At 37.2% G+C, this 22,012-nt stretch carries 18 protein-coding genes; 13 read left to right on the top strand and 5 right to left on the bottom strand.

The features are described 5' to 3' along the window. Nucleotides 1-104 precede the first annotated feature (104 nt). The gene (gene lipB, locus H344_RS0111540; RefSeq protein WP_034256496.1) at nt 105-821 is read right to left on the bottom strand and encodes a lipoyl(octanoyl) transferase LipB; all 717 of its coding nucleotides are present in this window, start codon (nt 819-821) and stop codon (nt 105-107) included. Nucleotides 822-857: 36 nt separating this feature from the next. Beyond that, on the bottom strand, nt 858-1,013 hold the full coding sequence (locus tag H344_RS21435; RefSeq protein ID WP_084148787.1) for a YqaE/Pmp3 family membrane protein: 156 nt from the start codon (nt 1,011-1,013) through the stop codon (nt 858-860). Nucleotides 1,014-1,170: 157 nt separating this feature from the next. On the opposite strand from H344_RS21435, the gene lysS reads away from it, so the two are divergent. The 9 genes from lysS (at nt 1,171) to H344_RS0111490 (ending at nt 14,305) form a co-directional block, all read left to right on the top strand. After that, entirely contained in the window at nt 1,171-2,862 is a 1,692-nt protein-coding gene (lysS, locus tag H344_RS0111530; RefSeq protein WP_026810470.1) for a lysine--tRNA ligase, read from the top strand. Nucleotides 2,863-3,359: 497 nt separating this feature from the next. Further along, on the top strand, nt 3,360-6,095 hold the full coding sequence (locus tag H344_RS0111525; RefSeq protein WP_240484976.1) for a PSD1 and planctomycete cytochrome C domain-containing protein: 2,736 nt from the start codon (nt 3,360-3,362) through the stop codon (nt 6,093-6,095). Nucleotides 6,096-6,097: 2 nt separating this feature from the next. After that, nucleotides 6,098-7,606, top strand: coding sequence for a DUF1501 domain-containing protein (locus H344_RS0111520; protein WP_026810468.1), 1,509 nt, complete (start codon nt 6,098-6,100; stop codon nt 7,604-7,606). A 21-nt stretch (nt 7,607-7,627) separates the two neighbouring features. Further along, on the top strand, nt 7,628-8,509 hold the full coding sequence (locus H344_RS0111515; protein ID WP_026810467.1) for a sugar phosphate isomerase/epimerase family protein: 882 nt from the start codon (nt 7,628-7,630) through the stop codon (nt 8,507-8,509). Nucleotides 8,510-8,512: 3 nt separating this feature from the next. Continuing rightward, nucleotides 8,513-9,910 (top strand): c-type cytochrome domain-containing protein, encoded by a 1,398-nt coding sequence (locus tag H344_RS0111510; protein ID WP_026810466.1) that lies wholly within the window; start codon nt 8,513-8,515, stop codon nt 9,908-9,910. 419 nt (nt 9,911-10,329) lie between these two features. Continuing rightward, the gene (locus H344_RS0111505) at nt 10,330-12,831 is read left to right on the top strand and encodes a zinc-dependent metalloprotease (protein ID WP_026810465.1); all 2,502 of its coding nucleotides are present in this window, start codon (nt 10,330-10,332) and stop codon (nt 12,829-12,831) included. A gap of 200 nt (nt 12,832-13,031) precedes the next feature. Then, a complete protein-coding gene (locus H344_RS0111500; RefSeq protein ID WP_026810464.1) occupies nt 13,032-13,238 on the top strand; it encodes a hypothetical protein in 207 nt (68 codons plus the stop codon). A 116-nt stretch (nt 13,239-13,354) separates the two neighbouring features. Then, a complete protein-coding gene (locus H344_RS21680) occupies nt 13,355-13,510 on the top strand; it encodes a hypothetical protein (RefSeq protein WP_157378241.1) in 156 nt (51 codons plus the stop codon). Between the two features lie 351 nt (nt 13,511-13,861). Next, a complete protein-coding gene (locus tag H344_RS0111490; protein ID WP_026810463.1) occupies nt 13,862-14,305 on the top strand; it encodes a DUF4890 domain-containing protein in 444 nt (147 codons plus the stop codon). 88 nt (nt 14,306-14,393) lie between these two features. On the opposite strand, the gene hemL is transcribed toward H344_RS0111490, so the two are convergent. Genes hemL through H344_RS0111475 form a run of 3 tightly spaced genes read right to left on the bottom strand, consistent with a single transcriptional unit; the run spans nt 14,394 to nt 17,436 of the window. After that, the gene (gene hemL / locus H344_RS0111485) at nt 14,394-15,683 is read right to left on the bottom strand and encodes a glutamate-1-semialdehyde 2,1-aminomutase (protein ID WP_026810462.1); all 1,290 of its coding nucleotides are present in this window, start codon (nt 15,681-15,683) and stop codon (nt 14,394-14,396) included. A 5-nt stretch (nt 15,684-15,688) separates the two neighbouring features. Continuing rightward, the gene (locus H344_RS0111480; protein ID WP_026810461.1) at nt 15,689-16,534 is read right to left on the bottom strand and encodes a glucosaminidase domain-containing protein; all 846 of its coding nucleotides are present in this window, start codon (nt 16,532-16,534) and stop codon (nt 15,689-15,691) included. Next, on the bottom strand, nt 16,531-17,436 hold the full coding sequence (locus H344_RS0111475; protein ID WP_034256495.1) for a 1-aminocyclopropane-1-carboxylate deaminase/D-cysteine desulfhydrase: 906 nt from the start codon (nt 17,434-17,436) through the stop codon (nt 16,531-16,533). The genes H344_RS0111480 and H344_RS0111475 overlap by 4 nt, the downstream gene beginning before the upstream one ends. Before the next feature lie 524 nt (nt 17,437-17,960). Here H344_RS0111475 and H344_RS21870 point away from each other — a divergent pair. The 4 genes from H344_RS21870 (at nt 17,961) to H344_RS0111455 (ending at nt 22,011) form a co-directional block, all read left to right on the top strand. Further along, nucleotides 17,961-18,122 carry a DUF5522 domain-containing protein gene (locus H344_RS21870; protein ID WP_169514962.1) on the top strand — a complete coding sequence of 54 codons (162 nt, stop codon included), beginning with the start codon at nt 17,961-17,963 and terminating at the stop codon, nt 18,120-18,122. Between the two features lie 74 nt (nt 18,123-18,196). Further along, a complete protein-coding gene (locus tag H344_RS0111465; RefSeq protein WP_026810458.1) occupies nt 18,197-18,754 on the top strand; it encodes a DUF4136 domain-containing protein in 558 nt (185 codons plus the stop codon). A gap of 182 nt (nt 18,755-18,936) precedes the next feature. Next, nucleotides 18,937-20,688 (top strand): aromatic amino acid hydroxylase, encoded by a 1,752-nt coding sequence (locus H344_RS0111460; protein ID WP_026810457.1) that lies wholly within the window; start codon nt 18,937-18,939, stop codon nt 20,686-20,688. A gap of 57 nt (nt 20,689-20,745) precedes the next feature. Then, nucleotides 20,746-22,011, top strand: a complete 1,266-nt coding sequence (locus H344_RS0111455; protein WP_026810456.1) for an alpha/beta hydrolase family protein — start codon at nt 20,746-20,748, stop codon at nt 22,009-22,011. Nucleotide 22,012 lies beyond the last annotated feature (1 nt).

Here is a 22,012-nt window from a genome sequence, read left to right as displayed (position 1 = left end):
GAAACATTGGGGAGAAAACAATAATTACAAAGCGACCTAAGTGTCGAGACCTTCAAACCCAACTAAACAAATAAGAACCGAGATTTAAGTCTCGGTTTTTTTCTTTATACCTTATTATATGCAAGTTGAAATTCTGCTTCAAAAAGGGCAGAAAAATGTTTTAATAGTTTTTCTTTCACTTCTTCCGTATCTACTTCCTTCACTCCTAATTCTACGTTTAAAGATGTTACGGCCTTGCCCCTAATCCCACACGGAATCATTAAGTCAAAATATCCTAAATCGGTATTAACATTTAGAGCAAATCCGTGCATGGTCACCCAACGACTAGCACGTACACCCATGGCACATATTTTACGAACAAAGGGAGTGCCTACATCAATCCAAACTCCAGTCTCTCCTTCAGATCGCTCCCCTTTTATACCATATTCTGCCAAAGTGAGAATTATCATATCCTCTAATAGTCGCAGATATTTATGAATATCGGTAAAAAAATTATCTAGATCTAGAATAGGGTAGCCTACAACCTGACCCGGTCCATGATATGTAATATCCCCTCCTCTGTTTATCTTGTAAAAAGTAGCACCTTTCTCTGCCAAATAGGCTTCATCTACTAATAGGTTACTAATGTCCCCACTTTTCCCCAAGGTGTACACATGAGGGTGTTCTACAAATAAAAAATGGTTAGGAGTTTCCTGTTCGGCCTCTTCCCTTCTATTCTTTACCTTTAAGTCGATTATAGATTTAAATAGCTCTTCCTGATAGTCCCAGGTTTCCTTATAATCCCTATTGCCTAAATCTTCTAAGAGAATCTTTTTATTCATACCGCAAAGATACAAACTCCGTCCAAAATTAGAGACTTAATTAGGATTGTTAAGGATTACCAAAGCGGCAATTACACCTGGTACCCATCCACATAAGGTAAGTAGAAAAACAATTATAAATGACCCACAACCTTTATCAATAACCGACAGTGGTGGGAAGATTATGGCGAACAATACTCTAAAACAGCCCATTTACTTTTTTGATTTTGATTGATGTATTCATAGGACGAAAATATAATGTTTTTGTTACAAGAAGCTGTAAAAAACATGAAAGGGAATACAACAATACTATTAACGGATTGATAGATTAACCCAGAGTAGCTATATTTGCAGCCTTAATCATTATTGTATGCAACTTTCGGAACAAGAAGTAATCAGAAGAGAAAAACTTGGCAAGTTACGGGAAATGGGAATAGACCCTTATCCTGCTGCGCTATACCCTGTTAATAGCACGTCCAAGACCATCAAGGAAAATTATGAAGAAGACAAAGAGGTAATTCTTTCCGGAAGGCTAATGTCCCGAAGGATACAGGGAAAGGCCTCCTTTGCAGAATTGCAAGATAGCGAAGGAAGAATACAAGTATATTTTAACCGGGATGAGATTTGTCCGGGGGAAGATAAGACCTTGTACAATGAGGTGTATAAAAAGCTTTTGGATATTGGGGATATTATTGGAGTAGAGGGAACTCTTTTCACCACTCAAGTAGGAGAGAAAACGGTTATGGTAAAGAAATTTACCCTTCTAAGCAAGTCTTTAAGACCGTTACCCCTTCCAAAAGTTGATCCAGATGGCAAGGTACACGATCAGTTTAATGATCCTGAGTTACGTTACCGTCAGCGTTATGTAGACCTAATTGTAAACCCTGAGGTAAAGCAAAACTTTATAAAACGTACTAAGATTACCAATAGCATACGTCAATTTTTCAATGATGCAGGTTATTTGGAAGTAGAAACACCTATTCTACAGCCCATTCCTGGTGGTGCTGCTGCCCGTCCGTTTGTAACTCATCACAATGCGTTAAACATTCCCTTATATTTAAGGATAGCCAATGAGTTATACCTAAAAAGATTAATTGTTGGCGGATTTGATGGTGTTTATGAATTTGCTAAGGACTTTAGGAACGAAGGTATGGACCGCACCCATAATCCAGAGTTTACGGTTATGGAACTTTATGTAGCCTACAAGGATTACAATTGGATGATGGACATGACAGAAACGCTATTAGAAAAAGTAGCAATGGACTCTAACGGTACTTCAAAAGTATTAGTTGGGAAAAATGAAATTGAGTTCAAAGCTCCTTATCCAAGAGTTCCTATTTTAGAAGCCATTAAAACACACACTGGATTTGATGTTGCTGGCATGGACGAGAATGAACTTAGAGAGGTTGCCAAAAAGTTAAATCTTGAAGTAGACGATACTATGGGAATTGGTAAGTTGATTGATGAAATTTTTGGTGAAAAATGTGAGCACCACTATATACAGCCTACTTTCATCACTGACTACCCAAAAGAAATGAGTCCGCTTACCAAAGAGCACCGAAGCAATCCGGCTTTAACCGAACGTTTTGAATTGATGGTAAACGGAAAGGAATTAGCAAATGCCTATTCTGAGCTAAACGACCCTATAGATCAGCGTGAAAGATTTGAAGACCAACTTCAACTCTCCGAAAAAGGAGATGATGAAGCGATGTTTATCGATCAAGATTTTATTAGATCTTTGGAGTATGGTATGCCTCCAACTAGTGGAATTGGCATTGGAATAGACCGTTTGGTGATGCTGATGACCAATAATGCCTCCATACAAGAGGTCTTATTTTTCCCTCAAATGCGCCCTGAAAGAAAAGAGGTAGAATTAACAGATGAGGAAAAAGAAATTCTTGCACTTCTAAAACCTGCTGGCTCTATGAACTTAAATGAGCTAAAAGAAAAAGCAGCTTTAAGCGGCAAGAAATGGGACAAGTCTATGAAAGCTCTTTCTAAGCACGAACTACTAAAAGTAACTACGGAAGGAGATACAAAAATAGTAGTCTTAAAGAAGTAAGAAATACTTAAGCCAATTCAGCGCACAAAAGAATTGGGTAATAATATCAAGGGTTGGGAATTAATTCTCGACCCTTTTTTCTTTTTAACATTTAAAATTATAGTGTTTAAATGACATAAATTTAAAGCACCTATAACCACCCCCATTATAAAACCAGCATCCTATTTTCCTCTTATGATGTTTGCCTTCTCCATTATTCTACATCATTACTTACCCTCTAGAATATTTAAGCAGCCATATAATTCCTTATATTTAATAACCATAAACTGGATAATTCTACTATCGACAATTGCACCTAACCAAACGACAACATCCTAGTTAAACGCAAAATAGTATCAATATATGTCGTTTAAACTGTAGAATTTAGATTAATTTATCGCTATAATTGTTACGCTACATCCTATTAATCAATCTAATATGATGAATAACATTTAGAGAAAGCTTAGTTATTTCTCTTTTATGTTTTAATATGTGAAGTTATTGTAACCTAAACCATCTTGAAAAATAGACTATACATACTTTTATTTATTGCTGGGTTTATTGTCCTAGGGCTTTTTACGTGGGATATTTTTAAACCAGAAGAAACTGTAGATTTTAGCACTCAGATAAAACCCATCCTAAATAAGAACTGTATCACCTGTCACGGAGGTGTTAAAAAAAATGGTGGATTTAGCTTATTGTTTGAAGAAGAAGCTTTTGCTAACACCGAATCGGGTACTCCTGCAATAATTCCGGGTAATGCCACAAAGAGTCGTATGATACAACTTTTGCATGAGGACGATCCAGAACTCCGTATGCCGTATCAAAAGCCCAAACTATCAGAGGAAGAAATTGATTTATTAACTAGATGGATAGATGAAGGTGCTAAATGGGGTCAACATTGGGCATATACCTTACCCGAAGAGGTAGAAGTGCCTACCACCACTCAATTGGCAAGTTTAGCTAATTATAAGACAGATGATTTTGTAAAAAATAGTATTGACCATTTTATTCTAAGAAAGCTAGAGCAAAACGGAATAGAACCTAGTGTACCTGCTGCATCTAGTGTTATTGCAAGACGATTAGCGTTAGACATTACAGGACTCCCACCAAAAGCTGGTTTATACGAGAATTTTAACTCGGGAAAAATCACCTATGAACAATTGGTAGACATCTTATTAGCCGATGTTTCCTTTGGTGAAAAATGGGCGAGTTGGTGGTTAGACCACGCTCGTTATGCCGACACAAAAGGCTATGAAAAAGATATGGGAAGAACCATGTGGAGATATCGTGATTGGGTTATTAAGGCTTTCAATAAAGACATGCCCTTTAACCAGTTTACTATAGAACAATTAGCAGGAGATTTATTGCCCAACCCAACTGATGACCAATTAATTGCTACTGCCTTCCATAGAAATACAATGAGTAATGACGAAGGAGGAACGGAAGATGAAGAGTTTAGAGTAGCATCTGTAATAGACCGGGTAAACACCACTTTTGAAGTATGGCAAAGCACCACCATTGGCTGTGTACAATGTCACTCCCACACCTACGACCCATTTAAACATAGGGAGTATTATAATCTTATGGCATTTTTCAATAATTCTAGAGATGAGGATACTTCTGAAGATGAGCCTAACCTTAGATTTTACAACGAAAATCAAAAGTCGCAAATAGATCAGATTTATGAGTGGATCTCTAACAATAACAACAAAGAGGTCGCTAATTCCTATAAGGAATTCATAAAGTATTTAGAGCCTGTTTACCATGCCCATTTAGCGTATAATTATACCAATGGAAATTTAGCCGACACCAAATGGCTAGCCCTACGAGACAATGGCTCGTGCCACCTTGATGATGTGTATACCCAAAACTCCAATTTCATTTACCTAAGGTATTCCTCCGGAATAGACGGTACCAAAATGACTATTCGCCAAGATAATTCTGAAGGTGAAATTTTAGCTCAGTTTACCATCAATAAAACAAAGGGAAGAGTAATACAAAAATTCCCCTTTAAAAAAGTAGAAGGGAAAATAAACCTATATATAGAGGTAAACAATGATAAAATACCTTCAACCAGCCCTACTAGCTATATCACTTGGTTTGCATTTCTACCTGAAGTTAATTCCGAAAATGTTGCACAAGCTAATATGGAAGACAACTTTATGGAGCTAATAAATTCCCATGTACCCACTTTACCAATTGTAATAGAAAACCCCGACTATCAAAAAAGAACTACCCAAGTTTTTGAGCGTGGCAATTGGCTTATGAAAACAGATACTGTTGAACCAGCCACCCCACAAAGTCTGAACAAATGGAATGACGCATGGCCAAAAAATAGATTGGGACTCTCCAAATGGTTAGTCAGTAAAGAAAATCCCCTTACTGCACGCACCCTTGTTAATCGTGTATGGCATCAGCTTTATGGGAGAGGTATAGTAGCTACATTAGAGGATATGGGTTCACAATCTGATCCCCCTTCCCACCCTGAATTATTAGATTGGTTAGCTCTAAGATTTATGAACGAGCATCAATGGAGTATTAAGGCATTGGTTAAGGACATTGTTATGTCTGGCACCTACCAGCAAAGCTCTAAGAGTAATGCAAAGCTATTTAATTTGGATCCTAACAACACACTTTATGCTAGAGGTCCTAGAATACGCCTAAGTGCAGAGCAGATAAGAGATCAAGCCCTAGCGGTTTCAGGACTGTTGAGTGCTAAAATGTATGGCCCCAGTGTAATGCCCCCACAACCAGATGGAATATGGCAAACTGTTTATAACGGAGGTAATTGGGTAGAAAGCAAGGGGGAAGATAAATATAGGAGAGGATTGTACACCTACCTAAAAAGAACTAGCCCCTACCCTTCATTTTTAACATTTGATGCAGGGAGTAGGGAGGTATCTACAGTAAGAAGAACGGTAACGAATACCCCACTACAAGCATTGGTCACCCTTAACGACCCTGTGTATTTGGAAACCGCCTATCATTTGGCAAAATATATGGAACAAAGCAAGGAAGTAGAGATAGGAATAAGCAAGGGATATAGCAGAGCAGTTCTGACAGATATCAATCAAGAAAAGCTCGAAGTTCTAAAGGAATTGTACGATCAATCCCTATCCGATTTCAAAATTAATCCGGACAATATAAAAGAATTTATACCTAATGATGTAAATGGAGATGCAAAATTAGCTGCACTGACCGTAGTGGCTAACTCCATTATGAATTTGGACGAATTTTTAACTAAATCCTAGCGATGAACAGTTTAGACCGACTTATAAAAGAAAAGATAAACAGGGATATACAGGCAAAAACCCGAAGGCATTTTATTAAGGAATGTGTTGCAGGGATGGGCGGATTAGCCCTTGGCTCCATGTTTATGGGCTGTAATTCCTTTCTAGGCGATAGTGATAATGGAAAAATAGCACTTACGGAGCGCGATATAAACCCCTTGGCTTCGATGCCGCCACCATTCCCAGCAAAAGTAAAATCGGTTATTTACCTACATATGGCCGGGGCTCCTTCACAGTTAGAGATGTTCGACTATAAGCCTACACTTCACAAATTGGACGGACAGGCTACCCCGCAATCCCTATTAGAGGGAAAAAAATTCGCATTCATTAGGGGAACACCTAAACTGCTAGGTCCACAAGCTGAGTTTAAACGACATGGAGAATCGGGGAATTGGGTTTCTAACTTTCTGCCCCATTTTTCTAAAGTAGTAGATGAAGTAGCCTTTTTAAAAGCTGTAAATACAGATCAGTTTAATCACGGTCCTGCTCAACTATTTATGCATACCGGTGGCCCACGATTAGGAAGGCCTAGTATTGGGTCATGGGTCACTTACGGCTTAGGATCGGAAAACCAAAATCTACCCGGTTTTGTAGTACTAACTTCGGGTGGAAAAACACCTGATGCAGGGAAGAGTGTATGGGGAAGCGGATTTTTACCATCGGTTTACCAGGGAGTACAATGTCGTTCTATAGGAGACCCAGTACTTTATATAGAAGACCCAAAAGGTATCAGTAGAAATTTAAAAAAGAGTACCATTGATGCTATAAATAAAATAAACAAAGCCGAATTTAATGAATATGCCGACCCGGAGATTTTAGCCCGTATTAATCAGTACGAAATGGCATATAGGATGCAAACTGCCGTTCCAGAAGTAATGAACATCAACAACGAACCAGAATATATCAGAGAAATGTACGGAGTTGAGCCAGGGAAGGAGTCTTTTGCTAATAACTGTCTGCTAGCAAGAAAACTAGTAGAAGACGGAGTTCGGTTTGTTCAGTTGTTCGATTGGGGCTGGGATAGCCATGGAACAGGACACGATACTTCTATTGATCTTGGCCTTAGAAATAAGTGTACGGAAATAGACCGACCTATATCAGCCCTACTCCTAGATTTAAAACAAAGAGGGTTATTAGAAGAAACCTTAGTGGTATGGGGAGGGGAGTTTGGACGAACGCCAATGTTAGAAAACAGGGAAGGTCAAAAAATGGCCTATTTAGGACGGGACCACCATGGGGATGCCTTTACCATGTGGATGGCAGGAGGCGGAATAAAAAAAGGAGCCAGTTGGGGAGTTACAGATGAAATTGGTTTTTCTGCCCTAGAGGGACAAGTTTCCGTTCACGATGTACATGCTACTATTCTACATCTATTAGGGTTTAACCATGAGCAATTTACCTATGAATTTCAGGGCAGACCATTCCGATTAACTGATGTAGAAGGACACGTAATACACGAAATTCTAGCCTAACTAACCAACTACACTATCATTATGCATTCAATTAAAATCTTTATAATTCTCCTTATTAGTTTTGTCTCCACCTCCCTAGCTCAGGAAAAAATATTGTTTTTTCAAACAGATTGGGGTAATCAATTAAATTATGATGCGTTTTGCGCGCGTGTAAAAGCAGCAGGGTATGACGGCATAGAAGTTTGGCGACCATCTAAAATTGATGCACAAAACAATTTAAAAGAGGCAATCGCAAGACATGAGCTTAAATTTATTTTTTTACATGGCACCAATAAAGGTTTGCCATTTAAAGAAAGTTTAGAGGACTATACGAATAACTTAGAAGAAATTCTGAAATGGAATCCTTTTTTAGTCAACTGTCATACCGGTAGCGATTTTTTTACTTTTGAACAAAACCAAGCATTTATAGAAGCCGCCAATTCCCTGAGTTCAAAATATAATATTCCCGTTTATCATGAAACGCACAGGGGCCGATTTAGCTATAGCCTTCCAGAAACCAATAAATTTTTAACACAAATCCCCAATTTAAAACTCACCTTGGACGTGAGTCATTGGATGATGGTTCATGAATCCTTACTTCAAGGACAGGAAAATTTGCTTGCACCAGTTATTGACCGGTCGCATCACATTCATGCACGTATTGGCCATAGCCAGGGACCTCAGGTGAACGATCCCAAAGCCCCTGAATGGACAAATGCTTTGGAAAAACATTTGGATATTTGGGAAGCCATCATCAAAAAAGGTTGGAAAGAAAATAAGGGCATATTTACCGTCACCACAGAATTTGGCCCTGCAGATTATATGCCTACCTTACCCTATACGAGAATCCCATTGTCTGACCAATGGGAAGCCAATGTATTTATGATGGAAGCGATAAAAAAACGTCTAAAATTGAGTAATTAATTTATGGAAGTCATCCAACAACTCATAGGGCGTTTACATCCCATAGTCGTTCATTTACCAATAGGATTTATAATTACTGCTTTATTACTTCAATGGATAGATCGCAAGGAAAATAAACAAGAGGAAGTAATTGCACAGGTTTTTCTATGGGGCTTTATAGCAGCAACAATTGCCTGTATTAGTGGATATTTACTTTATATAGGTGAGGGGTACTCATTTGATACCGTGAAAATTCATTTATGGGTGGGAATAGCCACTGCTCTATTTTCTGGGCTAATGTACCTAAGGGTTAAAGAAAATTCCAAGGTGGAGTTTTTACAGCGAATACCTAAAATTATATTATCTTTTTCTCTATTATTTCTAATTTCAATGACCGGTCATCTTGGTGGCAGCATTACTCATGGATCCGACTATCTCTTAGAACCTTTGCCTACTAGTATAAAAATTGCTTTGGGATTTAAAGTTAATTCTTATGAAATGCCCAAACTAGAGGAGGCATCTTGGGAAGAATCTAATTTTTACAATCAAGTTATACAACCCATTTTAAACAATAAATGTTTAAGCTGCCACAGTCCTAATAAAAGTAAAGGAGACCTACAATTAAACGATGCTGAAGGCATTTTAAAAGGGGGTGAAAATGGAGATGTTATAATTCCGAAAGATGCTAAAAACAGTCCTCTTTATGCGAGACTCATTCTTCCACAAGACCATGAAGACCATATGCCACCTAAAGAAAAGACACAATTATCTAAGGAAGAAATTGAAGTGATTAAGGCTTGGATAGAAACAGGCTCATCCCTTGATAAAAACATTGGAGAGTTAGAACTTAAAAAACATTTGTTTACCTCCTTTTTCCGCAAGGAAAATACTTCTGAATATCCAGATGTTAAGGTAGAAGCTATACCTGAGGATACTATAAAAGCGATAAGAAAACACGGATTCCACATAGAGCCAATTAGCGAGTCAAATAATTTAATCCGGGTCTCTTGCATTAACATGCCCTCCTTCTCCGATGATGACATAAAATTGCTGAACTCAGTAAAACAACAAATAGTTTATCTAGATTTAGGAAGTACAGAAGTAACAGATGCCATTTTTGAGCATATTGCGACATTTCCACATCTCACCACGCTAAATTTAAGTCATACCAATATAACAGGAAAAAACATTGAAAAGTTAGCACCTTTGGAGCACCTAAGGACCCTTAATTTAACTCACTCTAAGTTTAATGGGGAACACCTTTCTAATATTACTTCATTTAAACATTTAAAAAATCTCTTCCTTTTTAATTCCCTGGTTAAACAACCCGAATCTAAAAACGAGGACCTACCTAATGGTTTAAATATTGATTATGGGAATTACCACCTCCCCAAAATTGCCACCGATACTATTGTATTTTAGTTTTGAACAGAGTTAAATAGAATTCTAAGATATATTTAGAAATAGTCCCAAATACAGGAATCTAATAACACTTCTCTTACCATAAAAAGGATAGGAGACAGACCCTAATATTAAAAATGCCATAGAAATCAGTCCATCCAAATTCTAGAAAAGTAGCGCTACCCTCTTAATAATGAGTTCTAGTAATTAATACATTATCACATCTCAATAGGAAAAATAAAAATATCACTGTCATCATTTACACAATGAAAATCAACATTTATCTACTATATATTTAAAAAGTAAACACCATCCTTACATTATTCCCACACAACATTTACTTTTACTAATGATTATTGAATATAACCAACGCACTTCCAAAATTTAAATTTAATTCAGTTCTTTGATAAAATTGAAAAAGCACAAAAAACAACTAACTCATGTTTACAAATCAACTCCCAAAAATGCTCTGCGCATTTTTGTTATTGGGCTTTATTACAACTACGGAAGCCCAGATTTTTAAAAAGAAATCTAAAAAGACAGAACAGGCAAAAGGTTCAGAGAAATCAAAAAAAGGAGGAATTGAGCCCTATGAAAAGGTTATCACCAAAGAAGCTATCACAGATAAGGGGCTTTTTAACGTGCATAAAGTAGATAACAAATACTATTATGAAATTCCAGATAGCCTGTTCACAAAAGAAATGCTAATGGTTAGCAGAATTTCCAAGACCGCAAGTGGAATAGGATTTGGCGGAGGAAAGATTAACACCAAAGTCCTTAGATGGGAAAAGAAGGATGAAAAGGTACTTCTTAGAGTGGTTAGTCACGATGTAGTGGCATCTGACTCACTCCCGATTTATGAAGCGGTAGTGAACTCTAATTTTGAGCCAGTTTTATATGCATTCGACATAAAAGCGATAAACAAAAAAGATTCTACCAAATTAGCCACCGTTATTGAGGTAAACGAACTATTTGAGCAGGATGTAAAGGCTTTAGGGATGCCAGAATATTACCGAAAACAATATAAAGTTTCCCGTTTAGAAACCTCTAGAAGCTATATAGAGTCACTTAAAAGTTTTCCTCTAAACATAGAGGCAAGACACGTAAAAACCTACGCTGCAAGCAATCCGCCATCTAATGCTACTGTGGGATCTATCTCTATAGAAATTAACAATTCTATGGTGCTACTTCCAGAAGAACCTATGAAGCGAAGAAAGTTTGACCCTCGTGTTGGTTGGTTTACAAGTAGTCAGATAGATTATGGTCTTGATGTACAAGAAAGCAAGCGGATTGCCTTTTTAGATCGTTGGAGATTAGAGGTAAAGGACGAGGATATTGAAAAGTTCAAAAGAGGTGAATTGGTAGAACCGAAGAAACCGATTGTTTATTATATAGACAGAGCTACCCCAGAAAAATGGGTGCCTTTTATAAAACAGGGAATTGAAGATTGGCAAGTAGCTTTTGAAGCTGCAGGTTTTAAAAACGCCATCTTAGCAAAGGATCCACCATCAATTGAAGAAGATCCAGATTGGTCTCCTGAAGATGTTAGGTATTCTGTAGTTCGTTATTTAGCCTCTCCTATACCTAATGCTAATGGGCCTCATGTAAGCGACCCTAGGACTGGTGAAATATTAGAATCTGATATAAACTGGTACCACAATGTAATGTCTTTGCTAAGAAACTGGTATTTTGTACAGACTGCTGCTATTAATCCAGACGCTAGAGGTGTTGCTTTTAAGGATGAAGTAATGGGCCGTTTAATACGTTTTGTATCCTCCCATGAAGTTGGTCATACTTTAGGATTACCCCACAACATGGGAAGTAGTTCTGCTTACCCTGTTGACTCATTAAGATCTGCTACATTCACCAAAAAATACGGTACGGCACCTTCTATTATGGATTATGCTAGATTTAATTATATAGCACAACCAGGAGATAAAGACGTTGCCCTAATGCCTAATATTGGTATTTATGATAAATATGCCATTAGTTGGGGTTACCGTCCAATCTTAGATAAATCGGAAACCGAAGAGAAAGAGATATTAGATAGCTGGATCTTAAAGCATGCCGGAGACCCTCTCTATCGTTTCGGTCACCAACAAGTAGGCGATGTAGTAGACCCTAGTTCGCAAACTGAAGACTTAGGTGACGATGCAATTAAAGCAAGCACTTATGGAATAAACAACCTAAAACTAATTGTTCCAAAACTCGTAGAATGGACCGCTGAAGACGGAAAAGATTATGAGGACCTAAATATTATGTACGGACAAGTTATTGGCCAATTAAACAGATACATGGGGCATGTAAGCAATAATATAGGTGGTGTATATGAGAATCTAAAGACGTTCGATCAGGAAGGCCCTGTGTACACTCCAGTAGATAAAACCCATCAACAAAACTGCATGGCTTTTATTCAAGATCAACTCTTTAAAACACCAGAATGGCTTATTGACCAAAACATTTTTAGCAAAATAGAGTATTCTGGTTCTGTAGAGCGCATAAGAAATATGCAGGAAAGAACCTTAAATAACATTCTAAGCTTAGGCAGAATGGCTAGGCTGATTGAAAATGAGGCTATGAATGGGAAAGAAGCCTATAGCCTTATAACTATGATGAACGACCTTAGAAAGGGAATTTGGTCGGAAATTAGAAATGGTAAAACTATAGACACCTATAGAAGAAACCTACAAAAAGCACATATAGATCGTTTAGCTTATTTAATGGTTGCAGAAAGTGAAGGTAAAAAATCTAGTAGGGGTGGTTACCAGAAATCTACTGCCATAAATACAAGTCAGTCCGACATACGATCTATAGCCAGAGCAGAATTAAATATACTAAGACGGGATATTAAAAATGCAATTGGCCGAACTTCAGATGCTATGAGTAAATATCACTTGCAAGATGCGGCAACAAGGATCGACCATATTTTAGATCCCAAATAATAAGTAAAGAACAGCATTATTAAAAAGGCTAGGGTACTTTAAAACACCCTAGCCTTTTTTTTACATACCACCCAAAATTCACCTCAACTACCTCCCGAAAACATAATTAAAAACATGAAAGTTTCACAAAATCTGACACTTATCGCAAAAATATTAAAGATTATTCCTACATTTGACGTGGTATTTCTAAATCCAAAATAGTGTCTTACAAAGTTAAAAGTCTTCTATATTTTATCTGTTTTATAGCATCGGCTTTATTTTATTACTATTTGGATATAGATAATGAGCAACCTACCCCAATACAATCTGTTGAAATACCAATAAAGGAGAAAGACACTATTACCCCCAACCAGCGAATTAGCGAGGCCTATAAAGCTAGTGAGGAGCCTCAATTTTCAGAATTTTAATAGGCAAAATACCCTTTTACGCATCTACACCACAAAAATACGCTAATTCACAACATTCTCACCTAGATTTTCAATACTTACCATAATTTAGAGGGTATAACCAATTCCTCTACGTTATGAACTACAGAATTAAAAGTCTTTTTTACCTTATCGCTTTCGTTGCTTCAGCCTTAATTTGCAATCATCTGCAAGAAGACAGCTATAATGAAAAAGAAGTGCTAACCATAGAAAACAACGAGAAAGTTGACAATACTATTGCAAGCTTGGAATAACGAATTAAGTCCCGAAGGCTGTTATAAATACAGAAAAACCAATCATTTAATACAAACAAAGGCCGTTCTATTTTAATAGGATGGCTTTTTTATTTTCACCCTTTTCCAAGAATTCTGTAATCTAAAAATAATAGTAAAGGAAATCTGGGAATACTTTTGGTTACTTCTTTAGCTGATACTCTCCGCTATTGGATACAACCCCAACGCATAGCGCTTCTAATTAATTATGAGGCAATTTACCCACCCTCAATCATTATAAATTGCTGTTAAACTTTACTAAAGCTGGAAACCCTAACTAAACCAAACTTCATTTCTACTGTCTTAGTATTAAACACCTTAAAATTTCAGATAATGAAAAAGTTAATTTTTACAGTCTTATTAATGATAGGCTTTACAGCTTTCGCACAAAATGATCACAGAAAAGGAATGATGGATATGAGCCCCGAGCAGGTGGCTACTCTTCAAACCAAAAAAATGACTTTGGCTCTAGGTTTAAATGATGCTCAACAAGCACAAATCCAAAAGTTAAATGTAGAAAACGCGACTCTTCGTATGGAGAAAATGAAAGAGATGAGAGCAAAAAAAGAAAGCGGAGAGATGAAAAAGCTGACTTCGGAAGAACGCTATGCTCTTAGAAATGAACGATTAGATCATCAAATTGCGCAAAATCAGCAATTGCAAAAAATACTTACTAAGGATCAATTTGAGAAGTGGGAAAGTTTAAAAGCAGACAGAATGCATAAAAGAAAAGGGAGAAGCAAAGGACATAAAAGAAATCAAAGATCGAAACAATAACTAAAAAAATATTTGGTAGTCTGCCTTCCAAGCTCCTTCCTGTAAAAAGGAGGGGACTTAGAAGGCGAATACCAAATTTAATTGCTTATTATTTTAAATCGTCAACAATATTGGAAAGGGCAGCAATGGTAGCATCCAAATCCTCATAAGTAAGTGCATCATTTAAAAAGTAACTTTCATAGGCACTAGGAGGAAGATAAACACCCTCTCTCAACATTCCGTGGAAATACTTTTTAAAATTATCATTATTCCCTTTAACAGCGCTTTCAAAATCAACTACAGGTTCATCCGTAAAGTGAATAGACATCATAGAACCAAATCTATTTTTTTGGAAGGGAATATTATTATCCGTCAGCACCTTAGCCAATCCAGTTCCCAAGTAGGCGGTTTTATCAGCAAGACTTCTAAACACATCTGGATTATTATTTAATTCGGTTAGCATAGCCAATCCAGCACTCATAGCTAAAGGGTTACCGCTAAGTGTACCTGCTTGATAAACCGGTCCGTCTGGAGCCAAATACCCCATAATCTCATCCCTAGCCGCAAAGGCGCCTACAGGCAAACCTCCACCTATAACTTTCCCAAAGGTTACGATATCGGCATCTATTCCTAATACTTCCTGGGCACCACCTTTGGCAAGTCTAAACCCAGTCATTACCTCATCAAAAATCAATAATATCCCCTCTTGAGTACAAATATCTCTTAAGCCTTTCATAAAACTTTCCTCTGGAATAATACATCCCATATTCCCTGCTATGGGTTCTATGATAATAGCGGCAATTTCGCCTTTATTCGCAGTTACTAAAGATTTTACACTTTCCAAATTATTGTAGGTAGCCAAAAGAGTATCTTTTGCAGTACCTTGTGTTACTCCAGGACTATTTGGAGTACCAAAGGTAACCGCTCCACTACCCGCCTGAATTAGAAAGGAGTCTGAGTGTCCGTGGTAACATCCCGCGAATTTTATAACCTTATCCCTTCCGGTATAACCTCTAGCTAACCTAACAGCACTCATACAGGCTTCGGTACCACTATTTACAAAACGGATCTTATCTATATTAGGCACCATAGAAACCGCTAGTTCTGCTAATTGAGTTTCTATTTCTGTTGGCATTCCAAAGGAGGTCCCTTTTTTTGCCTTTTCTATCACCGCATTAATCACAGGCTCGTAGGCATGCCCCAAGATTAAGGGCCCCCAAGAAGCTATATAATCTATTAAGCGGTTACCATCTTCATCATACAAATAAGCACCCTTAGCCTCTTTAACAAATATGGGATTCCCTCCCACAGCTTTAAACGCTCTAACTGGAGAGTTTACCCCTCCTGGAATAAATTTTTGCGCTTCGGCAAACAAGGCACTACTTCTTTTATATATCATTTTACCTATTTTTTTACAGCTTTAACAGTAAGTCTTTGGCCTATCGCCAAATCACTACTCTTCATATTATTCAACTCCATCAGTTCTGAAACAGTAACAAAGTATCTTCTTGCAATAGAGTACAAAGTATCCCCTTTCTTTACCACGTAGGTTTCAAAGTTATATTGCTTGGGTTCCTTTTTTACTATTCTTCCAGTTTTTATAACCTCCTGGTCGTACTTATCTAACCCATATCGTTTTATAACTGAAATCAACTTATCCGGATATTTTCTATCCGTAGCATAACCTGCTTTTTTTAATCCTTTTGCCCAGCCCACATAATCGTCGTGCTCTAAATCAAATAAAAAAGCATATCGAGCACGCGTAGATAAAAAGATACTTCGATCTCTAAAGGAATACATAGGATGGTTGTATTTCCTAAAGCACTCCCCCTTTTCATCATCATCATGAAAATCATAATCGCCTTCCCAACCGGTATGACATTTTATTCCAAAATGATTATTGGTCCTCTGGGTAAGGGATCCTCTCCCTGCTCCACTCTCTAAGATTCCCTGAGCCAAAGTTATACTGGCAGGAATACCATAAGCTTTCATTTCAAAACGAGCAATATCAGCAAAGGATGCTATATACTCTTCTACAGAGTTAATAGAAAACTGAACGAAGTCTCCTGTATCTTCTGGAAGTGGATAAAGCACACTTTCTTCTTGTTTATATTCCTTTACAGCTGCTCTTTCTGCAGGCTTTTTTACCGTTCTCTCTGTTGTTTTCTTTGTGTGAGACACCCGTTTTTTAGATCCACAAGCGATCATTAAGGATCCAAAAATAACTACCGCTACTATTCTTTTTATCATACTTCTATCAATGGTTGCTGTCGCTTTTTTAAAATTATATTCATTCCTTCAACCCCTTGCAATCCCCCTGTATGTACTACCAAGATGGACGTTCCTGGTTTAAAGTAACCCTGTTTTATCAAATCCAAAACACCATAAAACAACTTGCCGGTGTAAATAGGGTCTGTGGGAATGCCGGTCTCTCGCTTAAACCAATTTATAAACGATATTAGTTCTCCGGATATTTTGGCATAACCGCCAAAGTGATAATCGGTTCTTATTTCCCAATTGTCTTTGGTGACAAAATTACGAATATCTTTTGTTAGAAAATCACCTTTTAGGGAAGCAAAGCCTATTACCTTTTGAGTAGCACCAGATGCATTAATTATTCCCGCTACAGTACCTCCTGTACCTACACTACAACACAGATAGTCATAGTTAATATCGCTCTCTCCCAATATCTCCTCACATCCTTTTATAGCCAAATCGTTGGTTCCCCCTTCTGGTACCAGATAGAATTCCCCTATACTATCTTGTAAACTCTGTAAAAATATAGGGCTAGTCTTATCCCTAAATTGATCTCTAGAAATAAAGATAAATTCCATTCCGTTTTTTCTAGCCTGGGCAAGGGTAGGGTTACTTTTATACCCACCTTTTAATTCTTCTCCCCGTATTATACCAACAGTACGCAAACCAGTCTCTTTGCCTGCATAAGCAGTGGCCGCAATATGGTTAGAATAAGCACCACCAAAGGTAACAAGGGTATGGTACCCCTGTTTTTGAGCTTCTAAAAGGTTGTATTTTAATTTTCGGAATTTATTCCCTGAAATAAAAGGATGTATCAAATCTTCCCTTTTTACAACTAGGGAAACCTGCTTATCTTTTAATAAGGAAAGTTTTACTTGTTGATGAATTACTGACACATCTATATCTTTTCACCCCAAAGATATTTAATAAAACTATACGGACTTCGTTGTTGCAAATAAAGTAAGTTGGATTCATTCTGATATGCCTCTCGCTCAAAACTAATGTTTCTATAAGCCTTATAGGCATTAAAATAAATGAAAAACCGAATTAAGCCTTCTAGTAAGTAGATGAGATAAAAAGGAATAATTAATAATTCTCGTTGCTGCTTAAGGTGTATCTTCTCATGATTGATGAGCACTGTATCTTTTTTTAGGGCAGTATGCTTCAATATAATAAATGGCCATAACGACAATCCTACATAGTTTTTATAAAAAAGATGTTTAAATACAATGATCATAGACCTAAAAAAATAACAACATATTCAAAGATATAAGTCCTTATTTGAAAAATGAACTCTAATCGATTTAAAACTGCCTCTTTGGGGTTAACTACACAAAACACTACGTGAGAATAGCACAAATATTCCCAATCAAATGTATAATAGGTGGGTTATTCATTAAAATCCTATAAATTTACACTGATGAAAAAATTAATACCAATAGAAGAAGGGGATTTTTATCTTTCGGAAGAAGGGTATAAAGTTTTCACTAAGCAATATCTCTTAAAAAGAGGATACTGTTGTGAAAGTGGCTGTAGACATTGCCCTTATGGCTATAATCCGCGTACTAACCGAAGAAACTAATAACTACTCATTCGGCACGGTTTTTGAGATTATTTATTAGAATTATAATGACTACGAATTCAAAAATAACAGCTATGAAGAATCTTAGATTTTTAATCGTTCCTATTTTCGCTTTGCTTCTATTAGGTTCATGTACCTCGGTACAAGTATTAACAGATTACGATAGGGAAGCAAATTTTGACAACTTTAAAACTTACGCTTTTTACAAGACGGGTATAGACAAGGCACAAATTTCCGATCTAGACAAAAAAAGAATTCTAAAAGCTATAGATTTTGAAATGAACTCTCGTGGATTCGTGAAATCTAATGACCCAGACATACTTCTCAGCATTTTTACAAAAGAAAGACAGCAAGTAGATGTCTATAGCAACTATTGGAATGGCGGTTATTATGGTTGGGGATGGAACCCATATTTTTGGGGAGGACCTTACAATAACAGTAATGTAAGCACAAGAACAGAAGGTTCTTTATACATAGATATTATAGACGCAAAAAACAAAGAATTGGTATGGCAAGGAAGAGGAGTTGGTAGCCTTCACAACATAAAAGATATTGAAAAGAAAGAAGCGAGAATAAAAGAATTTGTTGCCGAAATTCTAAAAGCTTATCCCCCAGGATCCGATAACAAATAGGAGACCTCACTAGAACATCACCTATTATTTAAAACTTATGCTGTAATTTGTTATTATAATCAGCTAGGAACAAAGAGTTAAAGACCACAATAATTTTCTGTTAAGCCACGCCTTAGAGAAGTAAAACTTCCTTAAGGCGTGGCTTTTTTTGTATCTTTAATTAATCAGTTAATTCAGACTCAATGACCTTTGAAAGCAATTTCATATTAGATAAGCTACCCAAACATTTAAAGCAATATATAAAGCCTCAAAACTATGAGGAATACACCGCGATAAATCAGGCTGTTTGGCGTTATGTAATGAGAAAAAACGTTGACTATCTCAGTAAGGTAGCTCATAAAAGCTATGTAGATGGCCTTCATAAAACGGGGATTGCCATAGACCACATTCCCAATATGTACGGAATGAATCGTATTCTAAAAGAAATTGGTTGGGCAGCGGTAGCGGTAGATGGATTTATTCCCCCTAGTGCATTTATGGAATTTCAGGCTTATAATATTTTGGTTATTGCTTCTGACATTAGACAGCTAGAACACATAGAATATACCCCCGCACCAGATATTATTCATGAAGGTGCAGGCCATGCGCCTATTATTGCCAATCCCGAATATGCAGAGTATTTAAGAAGGTTTGGGGAAATTGGCAGCAAAGCCCTTTCTAGCAAAAAAGATTATGAACTCTATGAAGCTGTAAGACATCTTTCCATTATAAAGGAAGCGGAAGGAACACCCCAAGACCTCATTGAAAAAGCAGAAAAAAGAATTGAGGAACTTCAGCAAAATATGGGAGAGCCTAGTGAAATGGCTCTCATTAGAAATTTACATTGGTGGACCGTAGAATACGGACTTATAGGCACCCTAGAAAACCCTAAAATATATGGAGCTGGTCTTTTATCCTCTATTGGTGAAAGTGCTTGGTGCATGACAGATGAAGTAAAGAAGATACCCTATTCGCTTGAGGCGGTACATACTTCCTTTGATATAACCAAACCCCAACCTCAACTTTTTGTAACCCCAGACTTTGCCTACCTCAACCAAGTACTAGAAGAATTTGCCAATACAATGGCCCTCCGCAAGGGCGGATTAAGCGGTTTAGAAAAGTTAGTGGAGTCCAAAGAATTAGGCACCATAGAATTAAGCACAGGCATTCAAATTTCCGGGAATTTCACTAGGGCTATTGCTCATGAAGGGAAGCCTATTTATTTTTTCACCGAAGGCAAGACGGCACTTTCTTATAGAGAGAAGGAACTTATAGGACATGGAACTAAGCATTACCCTAATGGATTTGGCGCTCCGATAGGAAAACTAAAGGGAATAAATATCGCTATTGAGGATATGAGCCCAAGAGACTTAAAGGCTTATAATATTTACGAAGGTGAAGTGGTTACCCTAGAGTTTATTGGAGGCATCACCGTTAGCGGAAAGATCATAACTGGGACAAGAAACTTAAAAGGAGAAATTATCTTAATCTCCTTTTCTAATTGCACTGTAAAACACCACGATCAAATACTCTTCCATCCAGAACAAGGATTATATAATATGGCAGTTGGTCAATCTATTGTTTCTGTTTTCAATGGTCCGGCAGACTTATCTAGTTTTGACCTAATTACTCACAAAATTTCCGATACCACTATCAAAACACCTAAAACTAAATTAGATCTCCAATTAGAGCAACTCTACAAACAAGTTAGAGAGTTTAGAGAGGGTGAAAACACCACTATTTCCCGAAATAAGGTATTCCAAGAACTCTTATCGAACCACCCCGAAGATTGGCTACTACCCGTGGAATTATACGAGTTGGCAATGAATAATGGAGATAGCGAGTTTGCCAATGAAATTTCAGCACATCTCGCCAATGTAAAGCGCAACAAACCTAGCGTAGGACGTTTAATAGATGACGGGTTGGAACTAGTAGATAAAAATTTAGTAATTTAGACTTTTGTCGAAATCTAAAATTATACAGAGTGTAGATGACCATTAATTAATAATGTTATGAAAATACCGGTCCTACTTACAATACTCTTATTCCTTGTCTCCATGTCTATTTCCAAAGCCCAAACCATTTATAATGAAAACGAAGTTCCTTTATTTGAGGTCCCTAACCCTTTAATCACCTTTAAAGGCAAAACCATTAGTACTACTGCTGATTGGGAAAAATTAAGACGACCAGAACTACATGCTTTTTTTAAAGACAATGTTTATGGACGGGTGCCTAAAAATCTAAAAATAGACTCCTACCATATCTTAGAGCAGGACGACAATGCGCTTAATGGAAAAGCCCTGCGCAGACAGGTAGAACTCACTTTTACTCATAACAATAAAAAATTGAGTTTTACCATTTTACTTTACCTCCCAAAACATGTGAAAAATGCAGCCCTCTTTTTAGGCTATAACTTTTATGGAAATCATACGATTACTGAAGACGAAGCGGTAATAATTTCTTCTGCATGGTCCAACAATAATGAGGAGTTTGGAATTGAAAACAACACCTTAACTGCAGCCTCTAGAGGCAAACGCACCAATAGGTGGGCAATTGAAAAAATCATAAATGCCGGTTATGGCCTCGCTACTATTTACTATGGGGAGGTTGATCCAGATAAAAATGATTTATCAGACGGAATACACCATCTTTTATATAGTGAAAATCAAAATCAGCCAAAACTAGAAGAGTGGGGAAGTATTGCCGCATGGGCCTGGGGCTTGAGCAAGGCAATGGATTATTTTGAAATAAATCCTGAGGTTGATGCTTCAAAAGTTATTGTTTTTGGACATTCTAGGTTAGGAAAATCTGCCCTATGGGCTGGAGCTAACGACCAAAGATTTGCTGGTGTTATATCTAACAATTCGGGATGTGGTGGTGCCTCAATGTCCAAAAGAACATTTGGGGAAACCATAGCAGTTATAAACGAACGCTTTCCTCATTGGTTCTGCACCAACTTTAAAGAATACAATAATAATGAGGGGGCATTAGCTGTAGACCAACACCAACTTTTGGCCCTTATAGCACCAAGACCTCTTTATGTAGCAAGCGCAAAAGAAGATAGATGGGCAGATCCAAAAGGTGAATTTTTATCCACCAAATATGCATCATCAGTTTATGAATTATACGGCAAGAAAGGTATTGGTAACATGGAAATGCCAAATACCAACTCACCTATCCATAACACTGTTGCCTACCATATACGTACAGGCAAGCATGATGTTACGGATTATGATTGGGAACAGTATATTAAGTGGGCTAATACCCACTTTAAGTAAG

Origin of the sequence: Arenibacter latericius DSM 15913 (assembly GCF_000424985.1) — a bacterium.
Taxonomy (GTDB): Bacteria; Bacteroidota; Bacteroidia; order Flavobacteriales; family Flavobacteriaceae; genus Arenibacter; species Arenibacter latericius.
Note: the sequence above shows the minus strand (reverse complement) of the source record. Positions and strands in the feature narration are given on the sequence as shown.

Bases quoted from the DNA above. Each gene is read 5' to 3' on its own strand.
- lipB (WP_034256496.1), bottom strand. From the start codon at position 821: ATGAATAAAAAGATTCTCTTAGAAGATTTAGGCAATAGGGATTATAAG.
- H344_RS21435 (WP_084148787.1), bottom strand. From the start codon at position 1,013: ATGGGCTGTTTTAGAGTATTGTTCGCCATAATCTTCCCACCACTGTCG.
- lysS (WP_026810470.1), top strand. From the start codon at position 1,171: ATGCAACTTTCGGAACAAGAAGTAATCAGAAGAGAAAAACTTGGCAAG.
- H344_RS0111520 (WP_026810468.1), top strand. From the start codon at position 6,098: ATGAACAGTTTAGACCGACTTATAAAAGAAAAGATAAACAGGGATATA.
- H344_RS0111515 (WP_026810467.1), top strand. From the start codon at position 7,628: ATGCATTCAATTAAAATCTTTATAATTCTCCTTATTAGTTTTGTCTCC.
- H344_RS0111510 (WP_026810466.1), top strand. From the start codon at position 8,513: ATGGAAGTCATCCAACAACTCATAGGGCGTTTACATCCCATAGTCGTT.
- H344_RS0111505 (WP_026810465.1), top strand. From the start codon at position 10,330: ATGTTTACAAATCAACTCCCAAAAATGCTCTGCGCATTTTTGTTATTG.
- H344_RS21680 (WP_157378241.1), top strand. From the start codon at position 13,355: ATGAACTACAGAATTAAAAGTCTTTTTTACCTTATCGCTTTCGTTGCT.
- H344_RS0111490 (WP_026810463.1), top strand. From the start codon at position 13,862: ATGAAAAAGTTAATTTTTACAGTCTTATTAATGATAGGCTTTACAGCT.
- hemL (WP_026810462.1), bottom strand. From the start codon at position 15,683: ATGATATATAAAAGAAGTAGTGCCTTGTTTGCCGAAGCGCAAAAATTT.
- H344_RS0111480 (WP_026810461.1), bottom strand. From the start codon at position 16,534: ATGATAAAAAGAATAGTAGCGGTAGTTATTTTTGGATCCTTAATGATC.
- H344_RS21870 (WP_169514962.1), top strand. From the start codon at position 17,961: ATGAAAAAATTAATACCAATAGAAGAAGGGGATTTTTATCTTTCGGAA.
- H344_RS0111465 (WP_026810458.1), top strand. From the start codon at position 18,197: ATGAAGAATCTTAGATTTTTAATCGTTCCTATTTTCGCTTTGCTTCTA.
- H344_RS0111460 (WP_026810457.1), top strand. From the start codon at position 18,937: ATGACCTTTGAAAGCAATTTCATATTAGATAAGCTACCCAAACATTTA.
- H344_RS0111455 (WP_026810456.1), top strand. From the start codon at position 20,746: ATGAAAATACCGGTCCTACTTACAATACTCTTATTCCTTGTCTCCATG.